Genomic DNA, 13,340 nt, shown 5'->3' on the forward strand with positions numbered 1-13,340 from the left:
GATTTAGTAAACAAATATTAGATTGGATGTATAAGTAAAAATTTATAGATTCTTCTGAAATATAGGAATACTTTTTAATATATAAATTCTTATTTATGAATACTATTGTATTTAATTTATGAATTCTTATTTCACTTCTTTTGTAACTTAATTATACTAGTATTTTGTGGTATATAAGTTTTTATTTATGAGAATGATAAGAATCTTACAGCAGTTTTCATTTGCATGAAGTACAAAACTACAGGGTTTGAGCCAGGGAACAGGGCACAGGGGGCAGGAGGTAGAAACTCTTTATATAGGAATCCGGTTTGATTACTGAAATCACTTGGCTTAGTAGGCAATAGACAAAAGGCAATAGGTTAAAGGCAATAGGCAAGAGGATTTCATGGTATCGTGGGAGCGACTGATGGACTAACTAAGCTTGCAATAGGCACTCATGCAATAGGCAAGAGGATTTCAGAAGATTAAGGTATACCGATTTTTTTTCACGCAATCAAATATGAGTCCTATATATGTTGTGTGGATAGCAATTCTCTGTGAAACTGCACAGAGAGTTGGCATAAGCCATCTTATATCATGTCCGCCAAATTACCCATAATAAAAGAACCTCACCCCCAACCCCTCCCCGCTCTTCGGGAGGGGAGACAAAGGACAGCTTTGGCGGGGTGGGGTTCTTCGGGTTTAATAAGCAATCAGGCGGACATGATATTACTTATTATTGGGTTTGAGTGAAATTCTGTGAGTTATTTAATCTACGTTTTTGACAAATTTTTTGACCCCAAAAATAAAAAATTATCTTTTCGTTATAAAAGCTTATTTTTAAACACTTTTATCAAATACCCAAAAGTATCCAACTGCACATATTGACTAGGCTCAATAATTTTATTGACTAGCAACCTGTAAGGGCGTAACTTATGACTATTAAAGGTTTTAAGGATAATGTTCTATTAAATAGATAAATAATTTGAGATTCGGCAAATTAATTAGTGAGATGTATGTTATGGTTTTTATAGGAATCAAAACGAGTGAAAGCACAAAAAGACTTCAAGACAAGTTTGAGGCAAGCTCAAGAAAGTTTTTTTGCTCTGGTAAGTCCACTTCAATTAGCTACATCTTTTTGTAACGAAAATCTAAAACTAGATTGAGTAGGATAGTAGCCTTTGCAACAACTTGAAGTCAATCAAAATTTATCTGGGTATGAGCCAATAAGAGTTGGCTAACCTAGCTAGAGCATTACCCGCCAAAGGCAATTACTCTTGGAGTCTGGGAAGAAAGACTCTTAGTACAGCCTGACAAATCCATAGAAATACAGAATATTTACTAACTTAGTCTTGCGGGAGCAAACATTTTCAACCGCGAATTAAGTTGAAGCAGTTGCTGATTTTTGGAACGAAAACTTCAAGCAACATGGTGTCGTTCCCTAATTTTCAGGAATTTAACCATACTGTCAAAAGTCGCGAAGATATTGTCTAAGTCAAAGTCTTAGGGGTTGTCTGTGCAGGCATTATATTACTGCACCTGTAACTGCTACTTTTAGGCTGAAATTTATCTTGCTGCATCAATCACGAAACGAGAAGCGCTATAGATGTTCTTGGCAACTTGACATCAGCAAAATCAGAAAAGTTGTAACGACCATTTAAGAGTGGATTGCAATTTGGTTGGTTGTGTGGTTCAGGGAACAAATCTGCGTTCATTTGAATTCCTGCTGTAACCACTCTTGAGGCTTGAGCAACCATTTGGGATTCTGTTGCAACAACTGATAATGCTGAAGTCAAAGTTTTAAAGGCTTCGTTATTAGGAAATAGAGATTTCTCTATTCCTTAAGCCATCGCTTCGTGGGTAAATATGTTCTGATTTTAACTGTTTTTGCCAGGGTGTGATGTCTAGCAAAAAGCTGCTATGCGTCAACGCCAACAGGCTCTACTTCCCAATGACACCAAGGGTAAACAACTACATCAAGCTTACAATCCAATACGGTTCGGATAAGCATTTTTCATTTTCTTTGTGGTCTGGGGAATGGGTTTGCAGGTATTGGGTAAAGGATGTATTCAAAACCTTTCCCCTTTAACCGAACCGTATTGGCTTACAACCCATCAACTAAATTATTGTAGGAAACACAACCATGACTGACGAAAAGATTAGACAAATAGCTTTCTATGGTAAAGGCGGTATTGGTAAATCTACCACCTCTCAAAATACGCTTGCAGCAATGGCTGAAATGGGTCAACGCATTTTAATTGTTGGTTGCGATCCTAAAGCTGACTCTACCCGTTTGATGCTGCACAGTAAAGCTCAAACAAGTGTTCTGCAATTGGCTGCTGAACGCGGCGCTGTAGAAGATATTGAACTCGAAGAAGTAATGCTGACTGGTTTCCGCGATGTACGTTGTGTGGAGTCAGGCGGCCCTGAGCCTGGTGTGGGTTGCGCTGGTCGTGGTATTATCACCGCTATCAATTTCTTAGAAGAAAACGGTGCTTACAAAGATGTTGATTTTGTAAGTTACGACGTTTTGGGAGACGTTGTGTGCGGTGGTTTCGCTATGCCTATCCGCGAAGGCAAGGCACAAGAAATCTACATCGTTACCTCTGGTGAAATGATGGCGATGTATGCAGCTAACAACATCGCTCGTGGTGTTCTCAAATATGCTCACACTGGCGGCGTGCGCTTGGGTGGTTTGATTTGTAACAGCCGTAACGTTGACCGGGAAATCGATCTTATCGAAACCTTGGCAAAACGTTTGAATACCCAAATGATTCACTACGTACCTCGTGACAACATTGTACAACACGCAGAATTGCGCCGGATGACTGTTAACGAGTATGCACCTGACAGCAATCAAAGTAACGAATATCGCATACTGGCTAAAAAGATCATCGACAACGACAAACTCGCCGTTCCTACCCCCATTGAAATGGAAGAGTTAGAAGAGTTGTTGATTGAATTCGGTATCCTTGAAAGCGACGAAAATACTGCAATGCTGGTTGGTAAAACTGCTACTCAAGCACCTGTAAAGTAGTACTAATCAAATAGTGGTCTAGGGTGGGCAAGCTAGCCCACCCTTTCCCCAATTTTTGCAGGAGATAAGATAGGCTCTTACAAGCGCTCACATAGACATTGGATAGGGATTTTGATGAATTGCAATGCTGTGGTGAAATCGTGCTTTCTGGTAGCACGGTTGGGTTTCAATCCCTAATAGGGATTTTGATGAATTGCAATTTTGACAGATTCCTTCTAAATCAGTTTTATTTTGGTTTCAATCCCTAATAGGGATTTTGATGAATTGCAATCTAGGCATTTTTATGATTACCTTCCAAAAATGATGTTTCAATCCCTAATAGGGATTTTGATGAATTGCAATGAAGCACCGATACGCATAGCATCGTTAATTGGGATGTTTCAATCCCTAATAGGGATTTTGATGAATTGCAATAATCCCAATTTCATTTACTGTTATCGCGCTCATTTGTTTCAATCCCTAATAGGGATTTTGATGAATTGCAATCACAGCACCAGGTAGAATACCGCAAGTGAGGTGTTTCAATCCCTAATAGGGATTTTGATGAATTGCAAAGTGTAGAAGTTTTGCCACTTCCAGCTTTAGCATCGTTTCAATCCCTAATAGGGATTTTGATGAATTGCAATTAAAAATGATTGCGAATTAATCAATAATTTATTGTTTCAATCCCTAATAGGGATTTTGATGAATTGCAATACGTATACTACATAGTTGTTATTTATTCCCGTATGGTTTCAATCCCTAATAGGGATTTTGATGAATTGCAATGAGGACGAAGCATTGCAAAAGAACCGCGCTCTTTGTTTCAATCCCTAATAGGGATTTTGATGAATTGCAATATTGAATTTGCATCAAGAAATGAATACAAAGAATCAGTTTCAATCCCTAATAGGGATTTTGATGAATTGCAATGATAAGCAAATATTCAATATTTTTAATTCATTTTCTAGTTTCAATCCCTAATAGGGATTTTGATGAATTGCAATACCACTGGAGGTAATGGGCGAGGCAAAAATTCAAGTTTCAATCCCTAATAGGGATTTTGATGAATTGCAATATGTAGATGAAAATGGTGAAGTTCACCAAGCATCGTTTCAATCCCTAATAGGGATTTTGATGAATTGCAATACTTGAGGAAATCCGAGAGCGAAAGCAGCGTCAACGTTTCAATCCCTAATAGGGATTTTGATGAATTGCAATCTGAGAAATTACCTTGTTTAGCCACCTCATGAATAGTTTCAATCCCTAATAGGGATTTTGATGAATTGCAATTTAAGCAAGGTAGTAAAAGTCTCTCGAATAATACCGTTTCAATCCCTAATAGGGATTTTGATGAATTGCAATCAATATGAATCCTCAAACCCCCCACCAGATTGCAGTTTCAATCCCTAATAGGGATTTTGATGAATTGCAATTTTAAATTATGGAAAATATTAATTTGGAATTTATGCCAGGTTTCAATCCCTAATAGGGATTTTGATGAATTGCAATCTCTTCTGTTACCTCAAATCTGATGCTGTTGATTTGTTTCAATCCCTAATAGGGATTTTGATGAATTGCAATGGCAGGAGGCTGAAAGCCAAGCTGTATTTATTTTTCAAGGTGCGGTTGCGCGATTCAAGAGCAATCATACCACTAGAAAATTCGTTTGGAAAGAGTGCCAGGAAAGTTTAAAGGCTAAAACCCTATTTTGATAAGCATTTCAGAGATTGCGCGGATAAGGATTAGACGACTAATGGGTTGAAAGCCTTGCTGGAGTTGGGATAGGAGCATTTTTTGGGGGCTGTGGGATTTGTACACCTACCCTTCCGCGCATTTGAAATACAGGAACCTAGCTAGAAGGAGACTCAGCAAAGAAAATTGTTTCGTCCCGTGGCTGTTCTCCGCCAATGCGTTCGACTTTTCGCTGACAACAGCCACAGAGAAAATAAAAACGAACGCTGTCTGTGTCGGGTTTAATCAATTTGGCTAAACGCGATCGCAGTTTAGCATACTGAGTGGGAGTGACATCGCACTCAAACACACTCAGTTGCATCCATTGTCCGTAAGACTTGAGAACAGAATGGATTTTAGTACGACGTTTATCTTCTGGAATGTCGTAGCTGACAACAATATACATGGGAAAGTAGGGGAGAGGGATAAATTACAAATTACTTGAGAATTAAAGGAGGATATTTATCGATTTCGTTCATCAGGTATTTACTTAATAACCTTGCTTGAATTTCAAAGGATTCTTGGTAGGTGCATTTGTTTCCCATGACTGGATGTTTGAAACTCGATAGTTTCTTTTGTTGATAGGCGCGAAGAAATGTATGCAGTCCTTCTTTGGTTAAAGACACAGCACCACTGAGCGGTTCGGTGGTAAAGTCAGTTAGGGTTAGCGATCGCTTGTTAATCAACGACAACACTACAGCATCCACTATCAAAGGACGAAATTCTTCCATTAAATCCAAGGCTAGGGAAGGTCTACCATAACGTTCGACGTGTAAGTATCCTAGATAAGGATCGAAGCCGACAATATTTAAAGCACTTTGCACATCATGACGTAGCAATGAATACCCAAAACTCAGTAGGGCGTTAACCGGATCGGTTGGTGGGCGGCGGCGTCTGGCTTCAAATATAAATTCTGAGGTTTTGATTAGCTGTTGAAAACAACCAAAATAAGCTGCACTACCAGCACCTTCTAAGCCTCTGAGGGAATCAATATTGTTAGTGTTTTCGATTGGTGCGATCGCGTTTTCCAATCGAGTGATGTTATTATTCAGGTCGAGATCGGGATGTTCTCGCTGAGTGCGAAGTAAAGTGTGGCGGTAATTTTTTAATTTACCTCGCACAAATCCTCTAACTAAATGTATTGCTGGTTCTGATTCTCCCACAGCTTGCCATTGGGCTTTACGAACAAAAATATTTTTAGTCGCTTCTGGTTCTAAACGCCCTAAATATCGTCCGTTTTGTGTGAGAAATGTTAGACAAATGTGACGTTCTAAAAGTTCACTAACGACGGCGGGAGAAATAGTAGCTCGTCCTAGTACTACAATTCCCTCTAGTTTAATTAAAGGAATATCCATGATAGTTTTTTGTTCAGCTTTAACGGTGAGACGTTCGTCAACTTTACCGATAAAAGCATCGGCTTGTGTTATGTAAAGTGTTCCCATGATTTAATCCTTAATTAATTGAAAGTTATCAAACTCAAGTCGATGCAACAAAGGTGCAGCTTAATACATCAAAGATGCAGGTCGATACAACAAAGGTGCAAGTCAATACAACAAAGGTGCAGCTTGATACATCAAAGATGCAGGCCGATACAACAAAGGTACAAGTCAATGCAACAAACATGCAGGTCAATGTAATAAAGATGCAGGTCAAAGGACTTTAAATTTGTCGTATAAATGAAAAATCAGACACAAACAAAGTCCACCTAAGCAAACTTTAGAGAAATTCGCATCAGTTATGTATGTGGATGTAGTAGGAAATTTTATGATCCAAGATAATTTTCAAAAATTAACTTCTTGATAACTTTTGACTTTATCAGTTGCTTTGGGCAAACATTGCGAATAAAGACTGCATCCTTGGCAGCGTTTGCTGTAAACTGGTTTTGGCATTGCTCCTGTTTCTAGGAGATTTGTGACAGATTGAATAGTTGCGATCGCACTTTGCCGTAACTCTGCATTAATCTCTACTAATTGCCGTTGATGAGAGTGGGCATAATAGATATATCCAGTAGTTACAGGTTGTCCTGTCATCTCTTCTAAACATAAGGCTTGGGCGCAAACTTGCAATTCATCGTTATCCCATTCGCCTTTGCGTCCTCGTTTGTATTCTACTGGATAAACTTGACCTGATTCGGCTTCAATTAAATCGGATTTACCGATGAGTTTGTATTGCTCCGACTTTAACCAAATTGCTCGAATCTGCCAAGTTTCTCCTCGCTGTATATCGCTTGTGGTGTGGACGCGATCGTGTAAAGTTGTACCTTCAATTGTGTATTGATTATCGGTAAACTCCCCTGCACAAAACATCCGCCAACAGCGATGTTGGCATAAAAGCACCTATTTTCAATACTTTTGGCTTCTATTTGTTTTAAAATGCTCACTCAATGCTCAAACTACGATTTTTAAGTACAAAATATCCTTTTTAAGTAGTTTTTAGTACACAGTAGTAATGTTCAAACAATGCTCAAGTCTAGAGAACTTTATTGTGTTCATAACCTGTAAGTAATAACATCTGTTTAATCGTTTTCCATCTAAATATACAGCTTGTATTAAACAGGAGTTCCAATAATAGTGGATAACAAAGTAAAATTGATTGCAGATTTTTTAACGCTTAGTTGCCACGGATTACCCTGCGTCGTAGATGCACGTCCACATATCGGTGATAGCTGGATAGTAAGAGCTACGGATAAAAAGATTACTAGTAAAGGTGTGATGACAGTTAAATGGCAGATGGTAGCACCGCAAGGCAAGCGGGAAGCAAAGCGGATAGCAGAGAAAATATTGGGTGTTTACATAGATTTCGGTTGCTTCCTCGTGACAGACGATGACTATTCAAGAGTGATAGAGGAATGCATTAAGACTCGCGATGTACAAGGGTTACGTATAATAACAGCACTGCGTCAAGGGGATGACAAAGCAGAATTCAAGAAAAAGATAGAGAAGATTATTAAGGATAATGGACTAAACAAGCCACACGAAAATGCAATAAGGGTAATTAAAAAGGGAATTGTGAGATAAGCATAGAAAGAGGGAATTTATGCCATTCTGTGAGAGTGCTATGTATAGGTAGCACTCTTGCAGAATGGTATCTATTTGTGGCGTATCGCAGTAGCGCAAGGTAACACCCTATCACCACAAAGTGACATATTCAACTGACATAAAAATATGTCACTTTTATTGTCATCAAAACATGTCATTCACAAACAATACATACACAGAGATTGAACGACCATGAGTAGCTCAACTTTTAATAAATCACTTGCACTTTCTCTTTACCAGTCTGACAAGCAATTTCCTATAGATTTGAATGATGCTTGGCAGTGGTTGGGGTATACCAATAAACATACGTGCGTTAGTACGCTTAAAAACAATTTCATCATCAACGAAGACTTTTTAAGGGGAGGCTTGAAAAGCAGTGGCGGCAGACCTTCTGAAGTTTTACTGCTTAGTATCGAGTGCTTTAAGTGTCTCGCGATGATGGCAGGCACAGAACAAGGTAAGGTCGTCCGCAAGTACTTCCTAGAGTGCGAACGTATCGCCAAGGAAGCTACAGCCAAAGCACTACCATCTGTCACTACTTCAAAGCTTACTGAACTGAAAAACAGTGAAGCGGTAGCAAGGCACGACATCAAGGTAATGGAAAGTCAACTAGCAGATAAAAAGCGCGAATTGCAAAACATTCAACAAGAGTTATTCACCGAAGCTAAGGCTGTACTTGATACCTATCCTGAAATAGCAAAACAAGTACTTGATGCCAAGGAAATAGTAGAGCGTGCTAAACAGGCTAACAGGTATCTCAGCGTGTAGGATGACATCGAAATATGTCAGTAAAAATGTCACTAAAATATGTCACTTACGAGCAATAGGGTATACCCATTGTTGCCAAGATACCTGTAAATATGAATTTATTTAGTCACAGTATACGTTTCAGGCTATATTCTTATTTATCTGTTATAAATAATTGACAAGCTCTTATTTGTCTGTTACAAATAAGAAAAGCAAACAACAGCAAGGGATTCAGAGATTCATCGACTCCATAGCGCTGTTAATGCCTTATACGCACAATAAAAAGCGCCACTGGATGAGTTCGCACCTCAGCCAATGACGACTTCCATCTCACGTAACCAATCTACGCAAGAGGCTAAATCATTATGACCGCTAATCAAGTTACTGTACACCCTTCTACCGTGTCTATTCCCGCTCCAATTCACAAGCTAGGACAAGTGGTTAGATGGACTAGCAGATGTACAAGTTACTCCGGTGGTTCAATAAGAGTTTTCAAAGGAGTAATCATAGAGCAAGTTCTTCGTGTTGATGCTGAGTCTAGTTACTGGCAATACACGGCTGCTGTTATTACAGCTACTCAGCAAGGCAGACCAATATATGATTACTTTGACTCTGGCGAGTATTTTTATGACCTGAAACCAGAGTCCATCTTTAATGAAAAGTTACTCACAGAGTAATTAACTGAATTTTTCCCAACAATCCATAAGTCGAAATAAAGCAATACATTCCACTGGTTAGTGCTAGTGGGATGTACCACAAATTCTAAAAGCAATGAGGGTTTAATCTATGCCTAGAGGTGTACCAAAATCTGGTACGAGAAAGCCAGGTTCGGGAAGGAAGAAAAAATACGCAGGAGAGGTAATGCAGAAATATGTCCCAATCTCTATCGCTGACAAGTTAGACGATATCTATCAACTCTTAATTGACCTAGAGAGAGAGGTTAATACATGGGAAAAAACTTGTGAAGAAAAAAGTACTTCACCACGCTATGAGCAAGCACGTAAGCTTGTCTCAATATTAAGAAATCTCTTAGACAAACTAGGGATTAATGCTAGTGGTATTTATGCACAAGACAGCGATAACGACAAAGGACAAAACAATGACAAACCTAATGTTTAATAAAACGCTTGCACTCTCACTGTATGAGTCTGATGACTTGTACCCTATTGACCTTGATGATGCATGGCAATGGTTGGGGTATGCCAAAAAACAAAATGCTAAGGATGCCCTAGATAGCAGATTTTTGGAGAATGAAGACTTTATACGCGCTGGCGTGAAAAGTAATGGTGGTAGACCTTCTGAGGTTTTACTACTCAGCATTGAGTGTTTCAAGATGTTGGGAATGATAGCAGGAACAGAACAAGGTAAGGTAATACGAAAATACTTCCTAGAGTGTGAGCGTATAGCTAAGAAAGCAGATGTTACGACACTAAGCCTACCTTCTTCAGAAGACAGCGAGATTGCTCAACTGGGGTTAAAAGAGTCAGCAATCTCTGAACGTATTGATGAACTCAAAAAGCAGTTGAGCAAGCTTGAGTATGAAAGAGAAGAAGTCAGGGTCAAGAAAGCCCGTCTTTATGTAGAGAAGAATGCTTCTGTGATAGAAGAGGGTGAACGGTGTAAGCAAATAATTGCCAACGCACCAAAAAACATGGGGAATAAATATTTCCCCAAGGGGTAGATACCTTGTATTCTACAGTGACACTTTTTTATGTCACTGTAGATGTCATAAAAATATGTCACTTCAGAAACATAAGGTATTGAAAGGTATTGCCCAAGATTGGGAATACTAAGGTTTGCACCAATAGCTAAAAACTACTCACCAAAAACAATGACAACAAAGGAAAGCATTGTGTCTAACGCAATTTTAATATTACAATCTGAAGCAAAATCTAATGACATTAAGCTTGATAGCAAAGGCAGGTCAATTTTTAGTGTCAGGGCAACTGCAAGGCTAGTCAAGGTTGACGAGAAAGCAATCCGCGCTATGTTAGAGAGTGCGGAACTAAAGCCATCAAAATTAGCGGAAACTCTTGCAGAGCAAGGTTTTGAGGGTGCGGAACTAGAGCAGTGGAAAACCAATGGTATTCCAGACATTGCTGTGTATCACATCGTTTACTATTATGCTCACGATGCTGGTAGATATTGCACAGAACAGGCAAAGTTGATGGCTAAAGCTTTCGGCGCTATGGGTGTTAGAGCATTTTCTCAGAAAGCTTTGGGATACACTGACCGTAGTGAAGCAATTGTCTCCCGGTCTCCAGCAGAAATTTAGCTAGCATCGCTTGAAGAGGCTAATGCAGCTTTAGCTAGTGAAATAAAAATGCACGAGAAAGCCATTAAAAAACTGAAGCAAGAATATGACGACAATGAATTAAAAATAGCAGATGCATATATTGAGTTGAACGAGCCAATTCGCGCAAAACTTGAACATTATGAAGCGATACGTGCAAGTGCTATGATAAAACGGGCGAATCCTACCAAAGGTAGTGCCCAGATATAGCTACAACCCACCCAAAAACCACTTAGCGACCAATCTATCCGGGAACTCAAAAAAATAGCCACAGACCTTAAAATCAAGGGCTATGGCAGTATGAAAAAAGATGAGTTAGTAGTAGCTATCAAGGCTGTCAAAGTTTAGCCTCCACACGAGCCACTCTTTCGCCCAACCCGTCTAGCCTTTCATCGACTCTATCAAGCACTATTGACATCTTGTCGGTAGTGCTTTTTAGTGCCTTCATATCACCCTCTATCAGGGTGTATGCTCTTTCCTTGGCGGCGTAATCTGCAATCCTTTGCCTCTTGTGGATACCCCTTTCTTGAATGTACAAAATCACCAAACTCGTAAATGCTGGAACACCCAAACCTATAAGCCACATAATTGCCTCGTTTGTCATTGTTTTACCCCCGTAAATAAAAGTGTCATCCCAGATGACATATTTTTATGACATTTTTTTATGTCATCCAGAATGACACTCTGGAGATACACCCTACCTTGTAAAAATCTCACCAATAACACAGGATTGTGATACTGATGAGATTATTGAGATTACCTTTGTTATGCGGTCAAGCCTTCCCATACTCGAACGGTAATATCAGGTATCCAGAGTTTAGGAATTACCTCTAAACCTCCTAGTATATCTTCAGGCTGTAAGTTAATAGTTTGACTACCAATATACAATCGCTTCCAATTCGCATAAGTCCTTTCTCCACTATCGGGAATATAAACATAGGGGGCTAGATATCCTATAAAACGGTAATCCCATCCGCCTATTTTATTTGTTTCCACTGCGATAATATTACTGGTGAGATTGTGAACTATGTCAATCTTGGGACGGCTAGGAACCTGAAGATTGTAGTAACTACGCTCGAATATCTTATTCCAAGTAATCACACAATTACGGTGTCAGGGTGATAGTTTCGTCAGCAGCTAACTTGACCACTTCTACATCGGTATTGGCAGCCTGAACACTGCCTTGCACGAAACGTGCATCGGTTACTAATGTAATGAAGTCTGCCTCTAACAAGTCATCGTCGGTTGCGGCAGCAGTGAATGCTGTACCATCCCAATATCCAGTTGTAGTGCCAGCAACTTTTTTTGCAATTACATATCCACTAGCCATTGTTATTGTCTCCTATTGTCTGTTGATATTGATGATTGATTGAAAAGTCAGAGATTAGTACACAAACTTACGTTTACGCACCGCGGTTACGCGAATAACCTGGTTGCCAGCATAAGTACCCGCCTTTGCCTCGGTAGCAATAGTATCAGCCTTGGTTGGAGACGCCAACACGATAGCCCTGCGCTCCGTGCCACCTTTAGAGTAATAGATTGCTACAGGGAAGCACCCATTAAGTAATGCTTCGGATATTCCTGTGCCAACCAAGGTTTTGCCGTCAGGGACTTCGCCCGTAGCGCTTTCTGTCCATCCCAGGTTGTCTGCAAGGTTGCCAACGCTAGCCTTTACTGCCTTAATGCGGACGACCTTAGTACTTGAAACATTGATGAAATAAGTTGTCTTCTTTCTTGCGGCGACAGCCATTTAATTCGACCCTCTTTCTCTGTGTGTGAATTCACTGTAACCCAGGTAGTGCGGTCTTCTTAAGGTCAGGATGTCTTAAGGGTTCCACAAATTCGTATACGAATGAAAAAAGAGTATTGACAATCCGATAGTACACAAATACTATTTGCATCATAAGTACACAAGAGGTCAATATGGCAGAACCTACGATAGTACAGATTTTTGGCACGGGTGCAACACGTCTCGCAAGTGGTGCTACTGCTCCTAGTGCAGGATTATTCATCCCTGATACTGCATTGCAAGCGGCGGGATTAGCGACTCCGACAACCGCAAGTGCAGAGGGACATTTCACAGCAATTTTACTCAACGGGAAAACTTACCTCACCCAAGCAAACTTTGATGCGAATACTGACCAATCACTGTTACTAGCAGATGGGTATAGTTCATTTACAACAAGGGGAACCACCAATTACAGGGTAGACCAGGTGACGGTATCACTGGCAAAGATTGACACAGGCGCAACACTTGACCCGGATAACTACTAAAAACTATGGCATGTACCCTGACAGTTACTATTGCTACCCCAGGATTTGGTAGTGGAAGTGTCACTAATTCGTATAGCGTTCCCGATGGCTCGTATAGAAGTGCTTACAAAGTAGTGACAGGTTCAGCACCTGGAAATACTTACGATGTGCGCGTGGATGGGCTAGGGGGGACAATTGTCCTCGCTACTTATACACCTGGCTCAAACCCAACTTCCATATCAAGTAGCAGTGTAGTTTGCCCTGCCGGGACGGGCTATGA

Annotated in this window: 17 protein-coding genes, 1 pseudogene and 1 CRISPR repeat array; of the genes and pseudogenes, 11 read left to right on the forward strand and 7 right to left on the reverse strand. The window is 39.9% G+C overall.

The features are described 5' to 3' along the window. Nucleotides 1–2,122: 2,122 nt before the first annotated feature. The gene (gene nifH / locus RMX98_RS27080) at nt 2,123–3,016 is read left to right on the forward strand and encodes a nitrogenase iron protein (protein WP_100900953.1); all 894 of its coding nucleotides are present in this window, start codon (nt 2,123–2,125) and stop codon (nt 3,014–3,016) included. Nucleotides 3,017–3,179: 163 nt separating this feature from the next. Further along, a CRISPR array of direct repeats spans nt 3,180–4,579; the repeat unit is 37 nt; unit sequence GTTTCAATCCCTAATAGGGATTTTGATGAATTGCAAT. Between the two features lie 268 nt (nt 4,580–4,847). Here nifH and cas2 read toward each other — a convergent pair. The 3 genes from cas2 to cas4 form a co-directional block, all read right to left on the reverse strand. Next, on the reverse strand, nt 4,848–5,135 hold the full coding sequence (cas2, locus tag RMX98_RS27085; RefSeq protein WP_322682053.1) for a CRISPR-associated endonuclease Cas2: 288 nt from the start codon (nt 5,133–5,135) through the stop codon (nt 4,848–4,850). Between the two features lie 31 nt (nt 5,136–5,166). Next, nucleotides 5,167–6,171, reverse strand: a complete 1,005-nt coding sequence (gene cas1d / locus RMX98_RS27090) for a type I-D CRISPR-associated endonuclease Cas1d (RefSeq protein WP_322682052.1) — start codon at nt 6,169–6,171, stop codon at nt 5,167–5,169. A 339-nt stretch (nt 6,172–6,510) separates the two neighbouring features. Continuing rightward, on the reverse strand, nt 6,511–7,065 hold the full coding sequence (gene cas4, locus RMX98_RS27095) for a CRISPR-associated protein Cas4 (RefSeq protein ID WP_322682051.1): 555 nt from the start codon (nt 7,063–7,065) through the stop codon (nt 6,511–6,513). A gap of 234 nt (nt 7,066–7,299) precedes the next feature. On the opposite strand from cas4, the gene RMX98_RS27100 reads away from it, so the two are divergent. The 8 genes and pseudogenes from RMX98_RS27100 to RMX98_RS27135 form a co-directional block, all read left to right on the forward strand. Then, complete coding sequence (locus RMX98_RS27100) at nt 7,300–7,746, forward strand: hypothetical protein (RefSeq protein WP_322682050.1); 447 nt, start codon at nt 7,300–7,302, stop codon at nt 7,744–7,746. A 213-nt stretch (nt 7,747–7,959) separates the two neighbouring features. Further along, nucleotides 7,960–8,535, forward strand: a complete 576-nt coding sequence (locus tag RMX98_RS27105) for a hypothetical protein (protein WP_322682049.1) — start codon at nt 7,960–7,962, stop codon at nt 8,533–8,535. Between the two features lie 344 nt (nt 8,536–8,879). Continuing rightward, complete coding sequence (locus tag RMX98_RS27110; protein WP_322682048.1) at nt 8,880–9,191, forward strand: hypothetical protein; 312 nt, start codon at nt 8,880–8,882, stop codon at nt 9,189–9,191. Between the two features lie 109 nt (nt 9,192–9,300). Further along, complete coding sequence (locus RMX98_RS27115; protein WP_322682047.1) at nt 9,301–9,633, forward strand: hypothetical protein; 333 nt, start codon at nt 9,301–9,303, stop codon at nt 9,631–9,633. Beyond that, nucleotides 9,614–10,195 carry a hypothetical protein gene (locus RMX98_RS27120; RefSeq protein ID WP_322682046.1) on the forward strand — a complete coding sequence of 194 codons (582 nt, stop codon included), beginning with the start codon at nt 9,614–9,616 and terminating at the stop codon, nt 10,193–10,195. The genes RMX98_RS27115 and RMX98_RS27120 overlap by 20 nt, the downstream gene beginning before the upstream one ends. Nucleotides 10,196–10,366: 171 nt before the next feature. Continuing rightward, nucleotides 10,367–10,789 (forward strand): hypothetical protein, encoded by a 423-nt coding sequence (locus RMX98_RS27125; protein WP_322682045.1) that lies wholly within the window; start codon nt 10,367–10,369, stop codon nt 10,787–10,789. 48 nt (nt 10,790–10,837) lie between these two features. After that, a complete protein-coding gene (locus RMX98_RS27130; RefSeq protein ID WP_322682044.1) occupies nt 10,838–11,017 on the forward strand; it encodes a hypothetical protein in 180 nt (59 codons plus the stop codon). Nucleotides 11,018–11,050: 33 nt separating this feature from the next. Continuing rightward, nucleotides 11,051–11,155, forward strand: a pseudogene (locus RMX98_RS27135) (Rho termination factor N-terminal domain-containing protein); the annotation flags it as partial. Here RMX98_RS27135 and RMX98_RS27140 read toward each other — a convergent pair. The 4 genes from RMX98_RS27140 to RMX98_RS27155 all read right to left on the reverse strand — a co-directional run bounded on the left by RMX98_RS27140 (nt 11,145) and on the right by RMX98_RS27155 (nt 12,557). Continuing rightward, nucleotides 11,145–11,393, reverse strand: a complete 249-nt coding sequence (locus tag RMX98_RS27140; RefSeq protein WP_322682043.1) for a hypothetical protein — start codon at nt 11,391–11,393, stop codon at nt 11,145–11,147. The pseudogene RMX98_RS27135 and the gene RMX98_RS27140 overlap by 11 nt on opposite strands. A 179-nt stretch (nt 11,394–11,572) precedes the next feature. Next, nucleotides 11,573–11,908, reverse strand: coding sequence for a hypothetical protein (locus RMX98_RS27145; RefSeq protein ID WP_322682042.1), 336 nt, complete (start codon nt 11,906–11,908; stop codon nt 11,573–11,575). A 4-nt stretch (nt 11,909–11,912) separates the two neighbouring features. Beyond that, the gene (locus RMX98_RS27150) at nt 11,913–12,137 is read right to left on the reverse strand and encodes a hypothetical protein (RefSeq protein ID WP_322682041.1); all 225 of its coding nucleotides are present in this window, start codon (nt 12,135–12,137) and stop codon (nt 11,913–11,915) included. Between the two features lie 54 nt (nt 12,138–12,191). Then, nucleotides 12,192–12,557 (reverse strand): hypothetical protein, encoded by a 366-nt coding sequence (locus RMX98_RS27155; RefSeq protein WP_322682040.1) that lies wholly within the window; start codon nt 12,555–12,557, stop codon nt 12,192–12,194. Between the two features lie 173 nt (nt 12,558–12,730). Between RMX98_RS27155 and RMX98_RS27160 the strand changes: the two genes are divergently transcribed. Together RMX98_RS27160 and RMX98_RS27165 are read left to right on the forward strand one after the other, a co-directional pair. Continuing rightward, complete coding sequence (locus RMX98_RS27160) at nt 12,731–13,081, forward strand: hypothetical protein (protein WP_322682039.1); 351 nt, start codon at nt 12,731–12,733, stop codon at nt 13,079–13,081. A 5-nt stretch (nt 13,082–13,086) separates the two neighbouring features. After that, the coding region (locus RMX98_RS27165) for a hypothetical protein (protein ID WP_409881601.1) at nt 13,087–13,340 on the forward strand (254 nt) is incomplete at its 3' end.

Origin of the sequence: Nostoc sp. DedQUE02 (assembly GCF_034531035.1) — a bacterium.
In the GTDB taxonomy this organism is placed as follows: Bacteria; Cyanobacteriota; Cyanobacteriia; order Cyanobacteriales; family Nostocaceae; genus Nostoc.